The organism is Phyllobacterium sp., from assembly GCF_037994425.1.
Classification (GTDB): Bacteria; Pseudomonadota; Alphaproteobacteria; order Rhizobiales; family Rhizobiaceae; genus Phyllobacterium.
The window spans coordinates 1-17,275 of sequence record NZ_JBBNAM010000155.1 but is presented as its reverse complement, the minus strand read 5'-3'; the positions used below and the strand labels follow the sequence as shown (position 1 = coordinate 17,275).

The 17,275-nt window shown below is 58.7% G+C and carries 20 protein-coding genes and 2 pseudogenes; 14 read left to right on the top strand and 8 right to left on the bottom strand.

What is annotated here, in order from left to right:
- The 5 genes and pseudogenes from sucA to lpdA all read left to right on the top strand — a co-directional run.
- Positions 1-521, top strand: a pseudogene (sucA, locus tag AAAB35_RS11275) (2-oxoglutarate dehydrogenase E1 component); the annotation flags it as partial.
- Between the two features lie 31 nt (positions 522-552).
- Positions 553-1,845: a 2-oxoglutarate dehydrogenase complex dihydrolipoyllysine-residue succinyltransferase gene (gene odhB, locus AAAB35_RS11270; RefSeq protein WP_340668375.1), complete on the top strand. Its 1,293-nt coding sequence runs from the start codon at positions 553-555 to the stop codon at positions 1,843-1,845.
- Between the two features lie 57 nt (positions 1,846-1,902).
- A complete protein-coding gene (locus tag AAAB35_RS11265; RefSeq protein WP_340668373.1) occupies positions 1,903-2,538 on the top strand; it encodes a LysE family transporter in 636 nt (211 codons plus the stop codon).
- Positions 2,539-2,546: 8 nt separating this feature from the next.
- Positions 2,547-3,074 (top strand): hypothetical protein, encoded by a 528-nt coding sequence (locus AAAB35_RS11260; RefSeq protein ID WP_340668371.1) that lies wholly within the window; start codon positions 2,547-2,549, stop codon positions 3,072-3,074.
- A gap of 49 nt (positions 3,075-3,123) precedes the next feature.
- Positions 3,124-4,527: a dihydrolipoyl dehydrogenase gene (lpdA, locus tag AAAB35_RS11255; RefSeq protein ID WP_340668370.1), complete on the top strand. Its 1,404-nt coding sequence runs from the start codon at positions 3,124-3,126 to the stop codon at positions 4,525-4,527.
- A gap of 67 nt (positions 4,528-4,594) precedes the next feature.
- Here lpdA and AAAB35_RS11250 read toward each other — a convergent pair whose 3' ends face one another.
- The 3 genes from AAAB35_RS11250 to AAAB35_RS11240 all read right to left on the bottom strand — a co-directional run bounded on the left by AAAB35_RS11250 (position 4,595) and on the right by AAAB35_RS11240 (position 7,138).
- Positions 4,595-4,921, bottom strand: a complete 327-nt coding sequence (locus tag AAAB35_RS11250) for a hypothetical protein (RefSeq protein WP_340668369.1) — start codon at positions 4,919-4,921, stop codon at positions 4,595-4,597.
- Between the two features lie 121 nt (positions 4,922-5,042).
- Positions 5,043-6,110 carry a TraB/GumN family protein gene (locus AAAB35_RS11245; protein WP_340668368.1) on the bottom strand — a complete coding sequence of 356 codons (1,068 nt, stop codon included), beginning with the start codon at positions 6,108-6,110 and terminating at the stop codon, positions 5,043-5,045.
- 80 nt (positions 6,111-6,190) lie between these two features.
- The gene (locus tag AAAB35_RS11240) at positions 6,191-7,138 is read right to left on the bottom strand and encodes a tyrosine recombinase XerC (protein ID WP_340668376.1); all 948 of its coding nucleotides are present in this window, start codon (positions 7,136-7,138) and stop codon (positions 6,191-6,193) included.
- 137 nt (positions 7,139-7,275) lie between these two features.
- On the opposite strand from AAAB35_RS11240, the gene rimM reads away from it, so the two are divergent.
- The 6 genes from rimM (at position 7,276) to leuC (ending at position 12,558) form a co-directional block, all read left to right on the top strand.
- Positions 7,276-7,857 (top strand): ribosome maturation factor RimM, encoded by a 582-nt coding sequence (gene rimM, locus AAAB35_RS11235; protein ID WP_340668367.1) that lies wholly within the window; start codon positions 7,276-7,278, stop codon positions 7,855-7,857.
- Positions 7,854-8,567, top strand: coding sequence for a tRNA (guanosine(37)-N1)-methyltransferase TrmD (gene trmD, locus AAAB35_RS11230; protein ID WP_340668366.1), 714 nt, complete (start codon positions 7,854-7,856; stop codon positions 8,565-8,567). Before rimM ends, trmD begins: the two co-directional genes overlap by 4 nt.
- A 204-nt stretch (positions 8,568-8,771) precedes the next feature.
- Positions 8,772-9,218 carry a 50S ribosomal protein L19 gene (gene rplS, locus AAAB35_RS11225; RefSeq protein WP_340668365.1) on the top strand — a complete coding sequence of 149 codons (447 nt, stop codon included), beginning with the start codon at positions 8,772-8,774 and terminating at the stop codon, positions 9,216-9,218.
- Between the two features lie 171 nt (positions 9,219-9,389).
- Positions 9,390-10,184, top strand: coding sequence for a transporter substrate-binding domain-containing protein (locus tag AAAB35_RS11220; protein ID WP_340668364.1), 795 nt, complete (start codon positions 9,390-9,392; stop codon positions 10,182-10,184).
- Positions 10,185-10,199: 15 nt separating this feature from the next.
- A complete protein-coding gene (locus tag AAAB35_RS11215) occupies positions 10,200-11,018 on the top strand; it encodes an amino acid ABC transporter permease (protein WP_340668363.1) in 819 nt (272 codons plus the stop codon).
- Positions 11,019-11,148: 130 nt separating this feature from the next.
- Entirely contained in the window at positions 11,149-12,558 is a 1,410-nt protein-coding gene (gene leuC, locus AAAB35_RS11210) for a 3-isopropylmalate dehydratase large subunit (RefSeq protein ID WP_340668362.1), read from the top strand.
- Positions 12,559-12,618: 60 nt separating this feature from the next.
- Here the strand turns inward: leuC and queF are convergent, their stop codons facing one another.
- The 5 genes and pseudogenes from queF to AAAB35_RS11185 form a co-directional block, all read right to left on the bottom strand.
- Positions 12,619-13,080, bottom strand: coding sequence for a preQ(1) synthase (queF, locus tag AAAB35_RS11205; RefSeq protein WP_340668360.1), 462 nt, complete (start codon positions 13,078-13,080; stop codon positions 12,619-12,621).
- Positions 13,077-13,505 carry a 6-carboxytetrahydropterin synthase gene (locus tag AAAB35_RS11200; protein ID WP_340668359.1) on the bottom strand — a complete coding sequence of 143 codons (429 nt, stop codon included), beginning with the start codon at positions 13,503-13,505 and terminating at the stop codon, positions 13,077-13,079. The genes queF and AAAB35_RS11200 overlap by 4 nt, the downstream gene beginning before the upstream one ends.
- Before the next feature lie 10 nt (positions 13,506-13,515).
- Entirely contained in the window at positions 13,516-14,163 is a 648-nt protein-coding gene (gene queE / locus AAAB35_RS11195; protein WP_340668358.1) for a 7-carboxy-7-deazaguanine synthase, read from the bottom strand.
- Positions 14,160-14,869, bottom strand: a pseudogene (gene queC, locus AAAB35_RS11190) (7-cyano-7-deazaguanine synthase QueC). The gene queE and the pseudogene queC overlap by 4 nt, the downstream one beginning before the upstream one ends.
- Before the next feature lie 79 nt (positions 14,870-14,948).
- A complete protein-coding gene (locus tag AAAB35_RS11185) occupies positions 14,949-15,338 on the bottom strand; it encodes a hypothetical protein (RefSeq protein WP_340668357.1) in 390 nt (129 codons plus the stop codon).
- A 206-nt stretch (positions 15,339-15,544) separates the two neighbouring features.
- Between AAAB35_RS11185 and AAAB35_RS11180 the strand changes: the two genes are divergently transcribed.
- The 3 genes from AAAB35_RS11180 to sdhD all read left to right on the top strand — a co-directional run bounded on the left by AAAB35_RS11180 (position 15,545) and on the right by sdhD (position 17,189).
- Positions 15,545-16,018 carry a GNAT family N-acetyltransferase gene (locus tag AAAB35_RS11180; protein ID WP_340668356.1) on the top strand — a complete coding sequence of 158 codons (474 nt, stop codon included), beginning with the start codon at positions 15,545-15,547 and terminating at the stop codon, positions 16,016-16,018.
- A 371-nt stretch (positions 16,019-16,389) separates the two neighbouring features.
- Positions 16,390-16,788: a succinate dehydrogenase, cytochrome b556 subunit gene (gene sdhC / locus AAAB35_RS11175; protein WP_340668355.1), complete on the top strand. Its 399-nt coding sequence runs from the start codon at positions 16,390-16,392 to the stop codon at positions 16,786-16,788.
- Between the two features lie 17 nt (positions 16,789-16,805).
- Entirely contained in the window at positions 16,806-17,189 is a 384-nt protein-coding gene (gene sdhD / locus AAAB35_RS11170; RefSeq protein ID WP_340668354.1) for a succinate dehydrogenase, hydrophobic membrane anchor protein, read from the top strand.
- Positions 17,190-17,275 lie beyond the last annotated feature (86 nt).

Genomic DNA, 17,275 nt, shown 5'->3' with positions numbered 1-17,275 from the left:
TAATTCTCATGACGCCGAAGTCGCTGCTGCGCCACAAGCGGGCTGTTTCGTCGATCGGCGATTTCACGGGAGAATCCTCGTTCCATCGCTTGCTGTGGGACGATGCCCAGTTGCTCAAGGATCAGCCGATCAAGTTGCAGAAGGACTCGAAGATCCGTCGCGTCGTCCTGTGCTCGGGTAAGGTCTACTACGACCTTTACGAAGAGCGCGAAAAGCGCGGCATCGACGATGTCTACCTGCTGCGCGTCGAACAGCTATACCCGTTCCCAGCCAAGGCCCTGATCACCGAACTTTCCCGCTTCCGCAACGCGGAAATGGTCTGGTGCCAGGAAGAGCCGAAGAACATGGGTGCGTGGTCATTCATCGATCCTTACCTCGAATGGGTCCTAGCGCACATCGATGCCAAACATCAGCGCGTGCGCTACACCGGCCGTCCTGCGGCCGCCTCGACGGCCACCGGACTGATGTCCAAACACCTTGCACAGCTCGAAGCATTCCTCGAAGATGCTCTGGGTTCCTGATTAAACTGACGATCAACGGAAGAGCGAACACATGGCAACCGAAATCCGCGTCCCAACGCTGGGCGAATCCGTTACCGAAGCAACCATTGGCAAATGGTTCAAGAAAGTCGGCGACGCGATTGCCGTTGACGAGCCCCTCGTAGAACTCGAGACTGACAAGGTGACGATTGAAGTGCCGGCGGCCGCCGCCGGCGCGCTGGCTGAAATCGCGGCCAAGGAAGGCGATACCGTCGAAGTGGGCGCGCTGTTGGGCACGATCGGTTCCGGCGACGGCGCAGCCGCTGCCCCTGCCGCCAAGAAGGAAGAGCCTAAGCCTGAGGCCGTGGCCCAGGCTTCGGGCGCGGGCGCGGCTGCATCCACCGCAGAAGCCGCCAGGAAGACGGCCGAAGTTGCCGGTGAACCGCCGATTGCCGAACGCCGTCCAAGCGAAATGCCGGCGTCTCCTGCTGCCTCGAAGCTTCTCGCCGAAAAGGGCGTTGCGGTTTCGCAGGTCGAAGGTTCCGGCAAACGCGGCCAGGTGCTGAAGGGCGATGTGCTCGACGCTGTTGCCAAGGGTATTCCGGCACAGCCTGCAGCGGAGGCGCCGAAGGTTGTTGCACGGCCTGCTTCGCCAGCCGATGACGAATCGCGCGAAGAACGCGTGAAGATGACGCGTCTGCGCCAAACGATTGCCAAGCGCCTCAAGGATGCGCAGAGCACTGCTGCCATGCTGACTACCTATAACGAGGTGGACATGTCGGCGGTCATGGACCTGCGCAATCGTTACAAGGAAATCTTCGAGAAGAAGCATGGGGTCAAGCTCGGCTTCATGGGCTTCTTCACCAAGGCTGTGACTCACGCGCTGAAAGAGATTCCAGCAGTCAATGCTGAGATCGATGGCACTGACATCATCTACAAGAACTTCGCTCATGTCGGCGTCGCCGTCGGCACGGACAAGGGCCTGGTCGTGCCTGTGGTGCGCAACGCCGACCAGATGTCGATCGCCGAGATCGAGAAGGAAATCGGCCGCCTCGGCAAGGCTGCCCGTGACGGGGCGCTGTCGATGGCCGACATGCAGGGCGGCACCTTCACCATTTCGAATGGTGGCGTCTACGGATCGCTTATGTCCTCGCCGATCCTCAATGCGCCGCAATCGGGCATTCTTGGTATGCACAAAATCCAGGAACGTCCGGTCGTCGTCGGTGGCCAGATCGTCATCCGCCCGATGATGTATCTCGCGCTGAGCTATGATCACCGCATCGTCGATGGTAAGGAGGCGGTTACGTTCCTCGTCCGCGTCAAGGAGACCCTCGAGGATCCGGAGCGTCTCGTCCTCGACCTTTAGTGCCAATATTCAACCAAGCGGGATCGTCGTTGACGGTCCTGCGGCCGGAGAATGAGCATGCCGCACTATTTCTATGAACTTCTCGGCCTGATGGCGGTGTTTTCGATCATGGCCATTTCGCCGGGCGCGGATTTTGCGCTCGTCGTTCGCCAGAGCATTGTTCACGGGCGACGCGCCGCCATCATCACGAGTTTCGGCATCGGCGCGTCACTGCTGTTTCATATCAGCTATACCGTCCTCGGTCTTGGTCTGATCGTATCCAAATCCCTACTGCTGTTCAGTCTGATCAAATGGGCAGGCGCAGCCTATCTTCTCTACCTCGGCGTCAAGGCCCTGCGTGCACCAAAGCCGGACGCCTCTTCCGAGTTTACCGAAAGGGAGCCAGCCAAGCTATCGGCAGTTCGCTGCTTCCTCATGGGCTTCGTGACGAACGCGCTTAATCCGAAGGCGGTGCTATTCTTCCTGTCGCTTTTCTCGGCGCTCGTCAGTCACGAAACACCGATCCTGATCCAGGCTGGCTATGGGGTTGTCATGTCGGCGGCGCTGATTTCCTGGTTCATCGCGGTTTCGGTCTTCTTCACGATGCAATCCGTCCGCGAACGCTTTGTCGCCTGGGGCCAGTGGTTAAATCGTGTGACCGGATTGGTCTTCATTGGGCTCGGCATCAAGCTCGCATCCCAGCAGGCGAGCTAGAACGATTGATGGCGTCGTTCACACGTTCCCGTTACCTGCATCTGGCCGCGATCCTCGCGACGAGCGTCTCGTTGCTCGCCACGCCGGCATTTGCCGCTTGCACGCAAGACCGTGCCGTCTATACCGACAGGGACGACGATTATACACTGACCTTCAAACGCGTCCCCGAGGATGCGCCTGCCGCCGCCAATGAATTTTCGATCCAGATGAACGAGAGCGATCTCAAGCTTGACGGCGTCGTTGCATGGAGCGAGGGCGTTGCCCGGCCAAACGCTACTGTTACGTACAAGTGTGCTGCTCGTGGTACCACGGACGAAGAACTCGAGGCATGCACGGTTTGGCAGGGTGTCGTCTACGCGTTGACCGAAGGAGCCGATGCCGATCTTCTGCCCAGGGCCAAGGAACCCGCCGCCCAGGCGTTGCTGCTGCCGGATTTCTCCAGCGCAATGAGCAGCTACAATTTCAAACTCGACAAGCCCATCGAAGCATTTCCGTGGGAAGTCTTCCGTTTCAAGGAATGCGTGCCCGAGCAGTAATCTTCGGGGCAAAAAATCGCGCATCGCGTCACAAGAGAAGGATTGAGTTATGGCATATGATGTCGTCGTCATCGGAACAGGTCCAGGTGGCTATGTGTGCGCGATCAAGGCCGCGCAGCTTGGCTTGAAGACCGCGGTGATCGAGAAGCGCGCCACGTTTGGCGGTACCTGCCTGAATATTGGCTGCATCCCCTCCAAGGCGATGCTGCATGCTTCCGAAGTGTTCCATGAGGCCGGCCATTCCCATGCGACGCTTGGCGTCGATGTTGGCACGCCCAAGCTCAATTTACCGGCCATGCTGGCGCACAAGGATGCGACGGTGGAGGCAAATGTCAACGGTGTCGCCTTCCTGTTCAAGAAGAACAAGATCGATGCCTTCATGGGTACTGGCAAGATCGTTGGTGCCGGCAAAGTCTCGGTGACGGCCGACGACGGCACCGTCCAGGAAATTGAGACGAAGAATATCGTGATTGCTACCGGCTCCGATGTCGCAGGTATTCCGGGCGTCGATGTCGAGTTCGACGAGAAGGTCATTGTTTCATCGACGGGCGCGCTCGAATTCCAGAAAGTCCCCGAAACCTTGATCGTCGTCGGCGGCGGGGTGATCGGCCTCGAACTCGGTTCGGTATGGAGCCGGCTAGGCTCGAAAGTGACTGTCGTCGAGTATCTCGACAAAATTCTTGGCCCCATGGACGGTGAAGTGTCGAAGCAGTTCCAGCGCATGCTGGAAAAGCAGGGCATCGAGTTCAAGATGGGCGCCAAGGTCACGGGTGTCGAGAAGTCCGGAAAGGGTGCGAAGATCGAATTCGAGCCGGTCAAGGGCGGTGACCCCCAGACGCTGGAAGCCGATGTGGTGCTCGTCTCCACCGGACGCCGGCCCTACACCGACGCCCTCGGTCTGGAAGAAGCGGGCATTGCCGTCGAGCGTGGCCGTGTCGCGATCAACGACCATTGGCAGACGAACGTTCCGGGCATCTATGCGATCGGCGATGTGGTCGCCGGGCCAATGCTGGCGCACAAGGCCGAGGACGAAGGCATTGCCGTCGCAGAAATCCTGGCAGGGCAGGCGGGCCACGTGAATTATGACGCGATCCCGAGCGTTGTTTACACACAGCCTGAAGTCGCCTCGGTCGGCAAGACCGAAGAAGAATTGAAGGCAGCGGGCGTCGATTATAAAGTGGGCAAATTCCCTTTCACCGCCAATGGACGCGCCCGCGCCATGTTGCACACTGATGGTTTCGTCAAAATTCTGGCCGATAAGGCGAGCGACCGGGTACTCGGCGTGCACATCCTCGGCTATGGCGCCGGAGAGATGATCCACGAAGGGACTGTGCTCATGGAATTCGGCGGATCTTCGGAAGATTTGGCACGCACGACTCACGCCCATCCGACCATGTCGGAGGCCGTGCGCGAAGCAGCGCTTGCGACTTTCGCCAAGGCAATTCATATGTGATAGGCGTAAAATTACACACGAAAAAGGCCCGAATGCTCGGGCCTTTTTTGTTTGATTCAAAATCGCCTTATTGAGCTGGCGCCGGAGTGGTTGGTGCCGGGGTCGTCGACGGGGCGGTCGAAGGCTCGGCAGGGGCCGGGGCTGGCGTTGCCGGTGCCATAGCGGCCGGCGGCTCAGGCTTGGCCGGTTCCGGAGCGGTCGTCGTTGGCGCAGTCGGCGTCGGAGTACTCATCTCGCTACTGCCGCCGTTAAGATAGAAATAGCCACCGATAATCAGTGCGGCGATCAGAATACCTGCGATGAGAAACCCGCCGGAACCCGACTTTGCGGTTGCTCGCGAGCTCAATGATTCCGTATCCATTGGCCGTTGTTGCAGGTTTGGATCATATGTCATTTCGTATCCTCCATGACGTTCCATTGCGTCCAACGAAAAGGAAACGGTTGTTTTTGCAATAGGTTCCAAAACGGGCGCTCTTCACGCTGCGTTGCACGCGTCTTTACGGGCTGATTAACCGTTATTCCGCGGTAACCTCGTAGCCCTTGCTTCGGAGCAGTGAGACGAGCCCTTCGTTGCCTGGAAGGTGAAGGGCTCCTACTGCAATGAAGGCATTGCCCTGATCAATGAGGCTGGAAGCCCGATCAGCCATGACACGATTGCGCGCGTTGACCATCGTTTCCTCAAATGCCGCATAGTTCCCGCCGGTTTCGACACCATCGGGCGAGACCGAGCGCATAAGCGGGAAGATCATGCTAATATCGCCATTCCTATAGAGTACCGTCATCGTCTCGAAAACATCGGCGAGGCTTGGCCCGAGGGCAAGCGTTTCCATCAGTCCGTCAATATGAAACTGCGTGGGCAGTGAAGCCATGGCGCTGAGCTGGTCCTTCATGGTCTCGAGCCCAGCTATCTTCTTACCAGCCGCCCGCGCTTCCTGTGCCAGCTTGATATCGAGAAAGGCCGTTCCGCCCTTCGTGCGGGCGAGTTCGCACGCCGGCATGGCCAGCATGCTTGTCAGCATCCATGGCTGCATGCGGTTGACCGCTGAAAGCGAAATGCCGCGCTCCTGAAGCGCCGACTTGACGATATCCACCTTGTCCTTCGGAATGAGCTTGTCGAGAGTGGTCGTATCAGTGAACATCATCAGCTCAGGCGCTTCGGCGAGAATTTTCATCGGCGCCTTAGGATCAAGCACTTCGTCGGTTTCGATGACGACTGTGTCGGCACCCTTGTAGGCAGCTTCCGCCGCATCGGAGAGTTTCAGCACACGCGGATCGGTAAGATGCATCGTGCCAAACAAATAGGATGGCTTCACGCCGGGCTTTTCGAGTTTCCACAACAGGCCCTTACCGTTTTCCGTCGTAGCAGCCTCCTGGCGGAGGGCCCCAAGTTTGGCGGGGTCTGATTTTGCCATTTCGGCTATCAGATCATGGCCGCCGCAGTTCAAATCTTCCGCGTCCGCGCGCACCGCGCCAAGGGCGACGACAAAAAACGATGCCAGCACGAGCCAGCTCAGCGCCGCTAGGAACCGAAGCAGGCGATCGGCGATGCGATCGATAATGACGAGACTATCCTGATTATCCATGCTTGTCTTTTACCCATGAGCCAGCGCAGAAAGCGTTAATCTCCACCCGCAAATTGTCTCCAATATGAAGGATTGGCATTTCAGGCGCGCGGGTGCGCCTTTTCGTAGATTTCCAGGAGCCGCTCGCTATCGACGCCCGTATAGACCTGGGTGGTCGACAGGCTGGCGTGCCCGAGCAACTCCTGAATGGTCCGCAAATCTCCCCCGCGACCGAGAAGATGGGTTGCAAAGGAATGGCGCAAGGCGTGCGGCGTCGCCGTATCAGGCAATCCAAGGGCGCTCCGCATCTTCTGCATGTCTCGCTGGATAATGGCAGGATGAAGTTCGCCGCCGCGGGCGCCACGGAACAGGGGCGTTCCCTCTTCGAGATCATAGGGGCAAAGCCTGCGATATTCCGCAACGGCACGATGCACGACGGGCAGAAGCGGCACCATTCGGGTCTTGGCGCCCTTGCCGGTGATAGGAATGGATCGTGCATCGGGATCAACCAAAGCACCGCCATCGAGGCCGAGCGCTTCGGAAATGCGCAAGCCGCAACCATAAAGCAGCGTCAGCACGGCAGCATTGCGCGCGGCAATCCATGGTTCCTCGTTGAGCTGCTCGCCTTTCTCCACCACCCGCCGTGCATCGACCAGCGTCAGTGGCTTCGGCAGGGATTTGGGCTGACGCGGCGAACGGATGGCGATGGAAGCTGCAGCGTTAGCCATGCCCTGCTTTTCCAGAAAGTGCAGGAATGAGCGTATGCCGGCCAGGCCCCGGCCGAGGGTGCGTGCGCCGGCTCCGTCATTACGCCGCCTCGCCAGAAAAGAGCGCAAGTCGGCAATGCGCAGTGTCGCCACATCCTTCAGAGCTGGCGGTTCACCAAGATGCCCGGTCAGAAACTGGAAAAACTGGCGTGTGTCGCGTTCATAGGCATCGAGCGTATTCGCGGCAAGCCGGCGCGTATTCTTCAACGACTTCAGCCAATTTTCGCGCGCGTCGACGAGATCCGACTGTGCGGAGACAAGAAACTCAGCTGGCTTCGGCACTGCGCCCATGACATCGCTCCTTCGATATATCGCCGGGACATTGCCACAGGAGTCCTTTCCGGTTCGTTTCTGGTTTTACTTGGCGTTTGGCCGTAGAAAGGTTAATCCCTCCAACTCGAAAATGAGTACGGAAAGTCATGGCAAAGTTGAAAGATCCGGTGCAATTGGCAGTGATTGGCGCGGCCCACGGTACGCGCGGCGAACTCAGGGTAAAGACTTTTACCGGCGATCCATTGGCGCTTGGCGACTACGGCATGCTTTTTGATGAAACCGGGCGGCGCTTTGAAGTTCTCGACATTCGCCCGGCAAAAACCGTGGTCGTCGTGAGGTTTCGGGGCGTAAATGATCGTAACATGGCGGAAGCGCTGAACGGTACGACACTGTTCATCGATCGGTCGCAGCTGCCGCAAGATCTCGATGATGACGAGTATTATCACTCCGACCTCATCGGTCTCGAGGCTATCGACGCGGAGGGCAACAAGCACGGTAAGGTTTCAGCCATGTTCGATTTTGGCGGTGGCGATCTTATCGAACTGACCATGCGCGGCAAACGTCCCATGCTCATCCCGTTCACACAAGCGGCAGTGCCCCACGTGGATGTGAAGGCCGGGCACATTGTCATCGATCCTGTGGCGGCCGGGCTTATCCCCGACGCGAACGAGGACGAAGAACGGCGTCGGCAGCTCGGCGGAGGATCCGGCGGAAAGTCGCCGTCATGACGATCCCCGCTGAGGACGCGTTCCGCGCAACGGTCCTGACACTCTATCCTGAAATGTTTCCGGGACCGCTCGGCATCTCGCTTGCCGGAAAGGCACTGCAGGAGCGAGCCTGGTCACTTGAAACGCTGCAAATACGTGACTTCGCCACCGACAAGCACCGGATGGTCGATGACACCCCTGCCGGCGGCGGAGCCGGGATGGTCATGAAACCGGACGTTCTCGGACGCGCTGTCGACCACGTGGCCGATGGCAGGCCGAAGCTTTTCATGAGCCCGCGGGGCAAACGGCTCACGCAAGAACGTGTGCGCGCCCTTGCAGCGGGTCCCGGCGCGATCATCCTGTGCGGACGCTTCGAGGGCGTCGATGAAAGGCTTATCGAAGCGCGGCAATTCGAGGAAGTATCGATCGGCGACTACATCCTCTCTGGTGGGGAAACCGCCGCCATCGTCGTTCTCGACGCGATCGTGCGGCTCCTGCCCGGCGTGATGGGCAATTCGCTGTCCGGCGAGACGGAAAGCTTCGAGACCGGCCTCCTTGAACATCCGCACTATACGCGGCCGCAGGAATGGGAGGGAAGACGTATCCCAGATGTGCTCCTTTCCGGCAATCACGGCGCGATCGAGAAATGGCGGCGTGCCGAGGCGGAACGTTTGACGCGCGAGCGGCGGCCGGACCTCTGGGATGTTCATGAGAGAAAGGCGAAACGATAGTAGGGCAAAAAGATTAGCGGCTGGAGGTGACAAACCGCCTTTTATGGTGTATCTGCCCGCCAACTCCGGAAAATCCGGGTCCATTAATCAATGAATGGTGAATTCGCTCCTGCCTCGTCAGAGGCATAGAAATGCGGCCAAACGTGCTGCGTGGCAAGTGTCGAGCGCTCTGACTGTTCGAAAAGAACGCAAAGGATGAAGACGATGGATATTATTCGTCAGCTCGACGCAGAGCAAAAGGCAAAGATCGAAGCCAAGCGCACCCTTCCGGATTTCAAGCCCGGCGACACGGTCCGTGTAAACGTCCGCGTTACCGAAGGTACGCGTACCCGCGTCCAGGCTTATGAAGGCGTCTGCATTGCCCGCAGCGGCGCCGGCCTCAACGAAAACTTCACGGTTCGCAAGATTTCTTACGGCGAAGGCGTCGAGCGCGTTTTCCCGGTCTATTCTCCGATCGTCGAGGGCGTTGAGCTCGTTCGCCGCGGCAAGGTTCGCCGTGCCAAGCTTTACTACCTGCGTGGCTTGACCGGCAAGGCTGCCCGCATTGCCGAGAAGAAGGACAACCGCAAGGGCAAGACCGCCGTTCCGGCTACCGGCACTGCCGAAACCGTTACGGAAGCCACTGTCGCCAAGGCGCCAGCTGCGGAATAAGCAGAAGCTTCATAAATTGGAAAGGGCGGTCTTCGGGCCGCCTTTTTTGTTTGCGGGGGCGAATTTCCTTCTGATGGCAAAACCCTCGATGGTATTCCTACCCTTGCGGGATTGACGGGCCAGCGCCAAGGTGAAATCTGTTGCGCAGGATGACGAATGAGGGGACCCAAAATGAATTTGCGATCTGCATTGATAGCGGGGCTTATGCTCGCCATCGCGCCGTTTTCCGCATCTGCTGCCGACCTGCCCGATCTAGGCGGGAAGCAGGTCGCGGTCGTGACCGAAAATGCCTATCCGCCCTTGCAGTTCGTCGATCCCAAGACAGGCAAGCCCGTCGGCTGGGAATATGATGCGATGAATGAGATCGCCAAGCGGCTGAACTTCAAGGTGGAGTATCTCAACACGAGTTGGGACGCCATGATCCAGGCCGTGTCCGATAACCAGTACCAGATCGGCATGGACGGCATCACCATCAATGACGAGCGCAAGCAGAAGGTCGACTTCTCCGATCCCTACATGCGGTCCGAGCAGTTCATGCTGGTGCGCAGCGACGAGAAGCGCTTCACCGATCCCAAGAGCTTTGCCGATACGAAGGACACGTTGATCGGATCCCAGCCCGGGACGACCAATTTTTACGTGGCCGTCTATAGTGTGCTCGACGGTAATGAGCAAAATCCGCGCATTAAGCTCTTCGAGACTTTCGGCGCGACGATCGAGGCTCTGAAGACGGGCGACGTCGATCTCGTTCTTACCGACAGCATGGCCGGCAAGGGTTATGTCGATGCCTCGGGCGGTGCGCTGAAACTGATCGGAGGGCCGCTTGGAGCCGAGGATTTCGGATTCATCTTCCCCAAGGGTTCGGACCTCAAGGCCCCGGTCGATGCTGCGATTGCGGCCCTCAAGGCCGACGGGACATTCGAAGCGCTCAACAAGAAGTGGTTCCTCGACTACAAACTCGGGCAATAGGCGTGCGGCAGCACGTTGACCAACCCGGCGCCGCCTCGCACCACCAAACCTGACTTCCCGTGGTGGTTGGTCATCGCCGGGACGATTGCAATAGTTCTCGGCATCGCCATCCTCGTCAGTCCGATTTACGGGCAGGTTTTCGCGACGGTGTCGCAGGGTATCTGGATCACTGTCTGGGTATCGCTCCTCGCCTTCTTCCTGGCATCGGTGGTCGGCCTCGCCATCGCGGTCATGAGCCTTTCCGAGCATCTGGCCATAAGGCAGGCCGCCCGCTTCTACGTCGAGATCGTGCGCGGCGTGCCGCTTCTCGTCCTGCTGTTCTATATTGCCTTTGTCGGTGCGCCCGCATTGGTGGCGTTGTGGAACTTCCTTTCACGCCCCCTGCAAGGCGCTGGTCTCATCGAACCGGCTTTGGTGCGTGATTTTTCTCTGCTATGGCGTGCGATCATCGCGCTGATGCTCGCATATGCAGCGTTCCTTGCCGAGATATTCCGGGCAGGCATCCAGGCGGTCGACAAGGGGCAGATAGAAGCAGCGAAGGCGCTTGGCCTTACACGGCTGCAGCAATTCCGGCTGATCGTCATGCCACAGGCGATCCGCACCATCCTCCCACCTTACGGCAATGATTTCATATCGATGGTGAAGGATTCATCGCTGGTTTCGGTGCTTGGCGTCGTCGACGTGACGCAGATGGGAAAAGTCTATGCCTCGGGCTCGTTCCGCTTCTTTGAAACATATTCCGTGGTGGCCTATATCTATCTCCTCCTGACCATCAGCCTGTCGCTTGTCTTACGCTGGCTGGAACGAAGGCTCGGTCGGTCGGACCGCCGCTGAACCATGGCCAAGAGCGGCGCATTGTCGCCGGATTATTACTTTTCTCGCTTGTTTCTTGACGTAACTGGACCTCGAGTGCATATGTCCACGAAATAATTGGAAAGCACAAAACAGTGCCGAGGATAGAGCTATGACTGCGCCACGCACACTTTATGACAAGATATGGGATGACCATCTGGTCGATCGGCAGGAAGACGGCACATGCCTTCTCTATATTGATCGCCATCTTGTCCATGAAGTGACGAGCCCGCAGGCCTTCGAGGGCCTTCGCATGACCGGGCGCAAGGTGCGTCACCCGGAGAAGACGCTGGCCGTGGTCGACCACAATGTTCCGACCTCACCCGACAGGGTCAACGGCATCAAGAACGAAGAAAGCCGCATCCAGGTTGAGGCATTGGCCAAGAACGCCGCGGATTTCGGCGTCGAGTACTATTCCGAGAAAGACATCCGACAGGGTATCGTCCACATCATTGGACCGGAACAGGGCTTCACCCTGCCGGGCATGACGATCGTGTGCGGCGACAGTCACACCTCTACTCATGGTGCCTTCGGGGCGCTGGCACATGGCATCGGTACGTCCGAAGTCGAGCACGTCCTTGCGACCCAGACGCTTATCCAGTCGAAGGCCAAGAACATGCTGGTTCGCGTTGACGGTAAACTGCCCGAGGGCGTTACCGCCAAGGATATCATCCTTGCCATCATCGGCGAGATCGGCACGGCTGGCGGTACGGGCTACGTCATCGAATATGCCGGCGAAGCGATCCGCGACCTGTCCATGGAAGGTCGTATGACGATCTGCAACATGTCGATCGAAGGTGGTGCCCGCGCCGGCCTCATCGCACCGGACGAGACCACATTTGCTTACGTCAAGGACAAGCCGCGTGCGCCTAAGGGCCAGGCCTGGGACATGGCTCTCGACTATTGGAAGACCCTAAACACGGATGAGGGGGCACACTTCGATAAGGTCGTCGTGCTCAACGCCGCCGAACTGCCGCCCATCGTTTCCTGGGGTTCATCGCCGGAGGACGTTGTCTCTGTCACTGGCGCCGTTCCCAATCCGGACGATATCGCCGATGAGACGAAGCGCAGTTCCAAGTGGCGCGCGCTCGACTATATGGGTCTGAAACCGGGAACAGCGATCACCGATATCAAGCTAGATCGCGTGTTCATCGGTTCGTGCACCAATGGTCGCATCGAGGATTTGCGCGCGGTCGCCAAGGTCGTTGAAGGGCGCAAGGTCAGTGAACACGTCGACGCGATGATCGTACCAGGCTCGGGCATCGTCAAGCAGCAGGCGGAAGCCGAAGGCCTCGACAAGATCTTCAAGGCCGCCGGATTTGACTGGCGCGAACCGGGCTGCTCCATGTGCCTTGCCATGAACGACGACAGACTAAAGCCGGGCGAACGCTGTGCTTCGACCTCGAACCGCAATTTCGAGGGTCGCCAGGGTTTCAAGGGCCGCACGCACCTCGTTTCTCCGGCAATGGCCGCAGCTGCAGCAATCGCCGGTCATTTCGTCGACATCCGCGAATGGAAGTAATCCGCTCCCTGATCCCCGGGCCAGACCCGAGGATCAGTTTGCGGTGTGAACGCTAATCGGCTAGCCCCGCCCGCGATAAGGTTGAACGCCCTGATCGGGCAACCAGAGGCCTTCCGGGGCAGGTCCCGACTGCCAGAATACGTCGATCGGAATGCCGCCGCGTGGATACCAGTAGCCACCGATGCGCAGCCATTGCGGCTTGATGGCGTCGACGATGCGCTTGCCAATACTGACAGTACAGTCCTCGTGGAAAGCACCATGGTTGCGAAAGCTGAACAGAAACAGCTTCAGGGATTTGGATTCCAGCAGGAACTCACCGGGCGCATAGTCGATCATCAGATGGCCAAAGTCGGGCTGGCCGGTGACCGGGCAAAGCGACGTAAACTCGGGGCATGTAAAGCGCGCGAGAAAGAGCGTTCCAGCTTGCGGATTGGGGACAGCGTCAAGCAGGGCCTCATCGGGATGCTGCGGAATCTTGACGTCCTTGCCGAGCATTGTCGCTTGTTCTGCATAGTGGCTCATGCTGCTACCTTTCTTGCCTCGAACTCGCCATTGTATTCGCAGCCCTCACCGCAACTGTCGCGGTAGATGCCGACCTGTGCGAGTGCCGGCAGCTCCGGCGCAATGCGCCGCCACAGCCACGTGGCAATGGTTTCAAGCGTGGGCAGCTCGAGCCCCTGGATTTCATTCAGATAGCGATGGTCGAGGGCTTCACGGGCGCTGTCGGCACAGGCCTTGACCGCGCCGAGATCGGTGATCAGCCCGGTCTTCGCGTCCGGCCGTCCCTCGAGCGTGATGCGTCCACGAAAACTGTGGCCGTGCAGTCGCTGGTTTATGTGTCCGTCAGGGAAGGAATGCGGCAAATGGTGCGCCGCTTCAAAGTTGAAGTCGATGAAAATTCGCATGGTGTCCTCGGTCAGCTCTGGCGCAAAACAGGCGCCCGCCAAAGGCTTGCCTTTATGGCAAGCCGATCAATTTATGTGTCTGCGTGCTCAGCCGCCAAAGCGGATGAGCGAGGCAATAGGCCGCTGCAGATGCCACATGCGCGGCGGTTTGCGCCGGATCACCGATGACGTCAAGTGGTTGTAGATAGAAATGCTCGAAGGAGAGCTCTTCGAAGCGCGACGGATGCGCCTCGCTCTCCTTCTGCGGAAAGACGAGCTTGAGCTCGTCGCCGCGGGTCTGGATCAGGGGCGCAGTCGCCTTCGGCGAAACGCAAATCCAGTCAAGGCCTGCGGGGGCAGCAATTGTTCCATTGGTTTCGACGCCAACTTCAAAGCCCCTGGCATGAAAGGCGTCGATCAGGGTCGCGTCGAGTTGCAGCAGTGGTTCACCGCCAGTGCAAATGACGTAGGGCTTGCCACCGCCTGGCCACCTGGCCGCCATCGTATCGGCCAAGGCGCTTGCAGTCTTGAACTTGCCTCCGCCGGGCCCATCGACGCCGATGAAGTCCGTATCGCAAAACTGACAGACCGCTTCTTCCCGGTCGCGTTCAAGCCCGGACCACAGGTTGCATCCGGCAAAGCGCATGAACACCGCGGCGCGACCAGTGTGATTGCCCTCGCCCTGAAGGGTCAGGTAGATTTCCTTGACGGCGTAGGTCACGTCGACTCCGCCTTGAATTTTTGCCAACCAGCCGCGCGCATCGCGCATGCGGGGCAGGTTCCGCAGCCATAGCCCCATAGGTGGCGCGTGGAGCGGTCGCCGAGATAGCAGGTGTGCGTGGTTTCGACAATCAGATCGAGCAGCGCCTTGCCGCCGAGCTCGTTCGCCAGCGCAAAGGTCTCCGCCTTGTCGAGCCACATCAGCGGCGTCTCGATCGTCACACGGCGGTCGAGACCCAGCGAAGCGCGACCTGCTGTGCTTTCAGCGTGTCGTCGCGGCAGTCCGGGTAGCCGGAATAGTCGGTCTCGCACATCCCGCCGACAATGACGCGCAGACCGCGGCGATAGGCGAGGGCACCGGCGAGCGTGAAGAAGAGGAGGTTGCGACCGGGCACGAACGTGTTGGGAAGGCCGTTGTCGGCCATTTCGATCGCGATGTCAGCGGTCATTGCCGTCGCGCCGAGCTCGCCTATAATCGACGCATCCAGAATATGGTCGTCACCGAGGCGCGGACCCCATTCGGGAAACTCTCTGACCAGCGCAGCACGAAACGCGCCGCGCACCTCGAGTTCGATCCGGTGGCGCTGCCCGTAGTCAAAACCTATCGTCTCAACTCTGTCAAAGCGCGCGAGGGCCCAGGCGAGACACGTGGCAGAATCCTGTCCGCCTGAGAAAAGGACGAGTGCGCCGTCGGAACTGCGAGCCATGGATACCGTGATCCTCAATGAAGCGGCCCCCTTACAGGCCGCGCGTCATTGAGGCAAATCAAATCTTGGCGGCGAGACCTTACTCGCAGCCCGGATGGCCGATGACCGGCGTTTCGTTCCAATCGAGACCGTACATGTAGCTACGACCCTGAATGACGATGGGACTGTTACAGCCGGTATTAGGGGGCGGAACGGTGCCGACTACACGAGGGTCACTCACTGGCGAAATCACCGCCGGACCCTTGCCGCGCTTGTAGACCGGAACCTGCCGACGAATATCCCGCCCCATCGTATCGGATTTTGCCGCTGAAGCACCGACGAAGACGATCTTCGGTCCGCCTTCTTCGTGAAGGATGACGTTGCCGAACTCGTCACCGTAGGCATTGCCGGCATTGCTATCGTTCGCGGCCGCGATCTGCGGAACCAGCGAAAGCATAATCGCAACAGATGCAACCGACGAATTGAACATCACACTTTGCTTCAAGTACATCCTGTATCCCTCTCCGGCGAACTTCCCGATTAATAGCATTAATCTTTTATTAACCATTGTCATCTGCCCCGAACTAATCAAATCGATTTTCATACCGTCGGCCGGTTGACGGGCCCGGCAAATCAACCAATCCTTGCGGACAATGAAACTGGCTCGACCGGTCGGACCAAAGGATGGAAGCTGACATGAACAAGAAGACCACGGATGAACACGCGATCGACATTTCACTCCTCCATCTCAGCCATGCCCACGAGTTCGCGCCCCTGCTCGCAAGCTATGCTCAGGCATTGAAGCGTGGCGCACCACGTCGTCCGGACGATTATTACGCCGAGAACCTTTTGCGCGACCGGGCAGCCGAAATCGCCGGAGCGCGCCTTGACGGCCAGCTCGTCGGCTTCGTCATCTTCTACGATCTGCCGGAGCCCGTCTCGGGCATGCGCGCCGGGCAGGTCGATCATATCTACGTGCACCACGATCACCGCGGCAAAGGCATAGCCAAGGCGTTGATCGATGTCCTCGCCGACAAAGCCGAGGAGCGCGGCTGGACCAAGCTGTCGCTCAATGCGCCGCGGATACCGGAGGACGGTCGCAAGCTCTACGAACAGGTCGCCGCGCCTGCCGACTGGACGAGCTTCATCATTCGTTTCGGCAATCAATAGGATTGCCCTCAACGCGGAGTTGTTTTCAGGTGTCGTGCGTCGCGCAGACGATAGCCTGTGTCGCCTCCCAAATAGGCTACCGGGATATGGGCATGGGTGTTTTGACCTTGAAGCTGAGAGACTCACTCAGGTATTTTTTGCACTGAACAATAAAGCTTATGGTGCGCATCTTCGGGCAGTTTTGCCCGTTTAAACGATTGAATTCTATGAAGAAAGCATAAGTGCTTGCTATTGGCGCCATTTCGCAGCATGAGGGTGCTGAAAGGGCTTTGACGCAGTGCAAAAACCGGATTAAAACCCTTCTAAATTGCCTCTCGCAGCCTTTCGGCCCTGCCCGCCATTCGAGGCGAGGCGCTCAATTTGGAAACGCCATGAGCAAGACATCAATTCATGCAAACAGGCCCCTGTCGCCGCACTTGCAAATCTACAAGCCGATCCCGACCATGGTCATGTCGATCGTCCACCGTGTCACTGGAGGGGCGCTCTATATCGGCACGCTGCTGGTTGCCTGGTGGCTGATCGCTGCGGCGGTCGGCGAGGACTACTTCAATTTCGTCAACGCAATCTACGGTTCCTGGATCGGTCGCCTGATCCTCCTCGGCTATACTTGGGCGCTCATTCATCACATGATCGGTGGCATTCGCCATCTGATCTGGGATACCGGCCGCGGTCTCGACAAGGAAACCACCACCAAGATGGCCTGGGCTTCGCTCATCCTGTCGGTCACGCTGACGATCCTCGTCTGGATCGCCGCATTCACAATAGCCTAGAACAAGGAGGCGGAACGATGGGCGATATGCGCACGCCGCTCGGCAAGGTTCGCGGATTGGGATCCGCGAAGGAAGGCACTGATCATTTCTGGCGGCAGCGGCTGACAGCCGTCGCCAACGTGCCCCTGCTTTTGTTTTTCCTCGGACTGATCCTCTCCCTGCATGGCGCGGGCTATGCGGAGACAAAAGCAGCCCTTTCGCACCCGCTGACTGCGCTGGTGCTGTTGATGGTGATCATTTCCGCCCTATATCACATGCGACTCGGCATGCAGGTGATCATTGAAGATTATGTTCATGGCGAGGGGTCGAAGATCGTCCTTTTGATGCTCAACACCTTCTTCACGCTGGCGGTTGGCGTCATCAGCATCTTTGCCATCCTCAAGCTGAGCTTCGGAGGCTGAGCCACATTATGGCAGCTACAGAAAAGACGGCCGGAAAGGCCTATTCGTTCGTTGACCACAAGTTTGATGTGGTCGTGGTCGGGGCA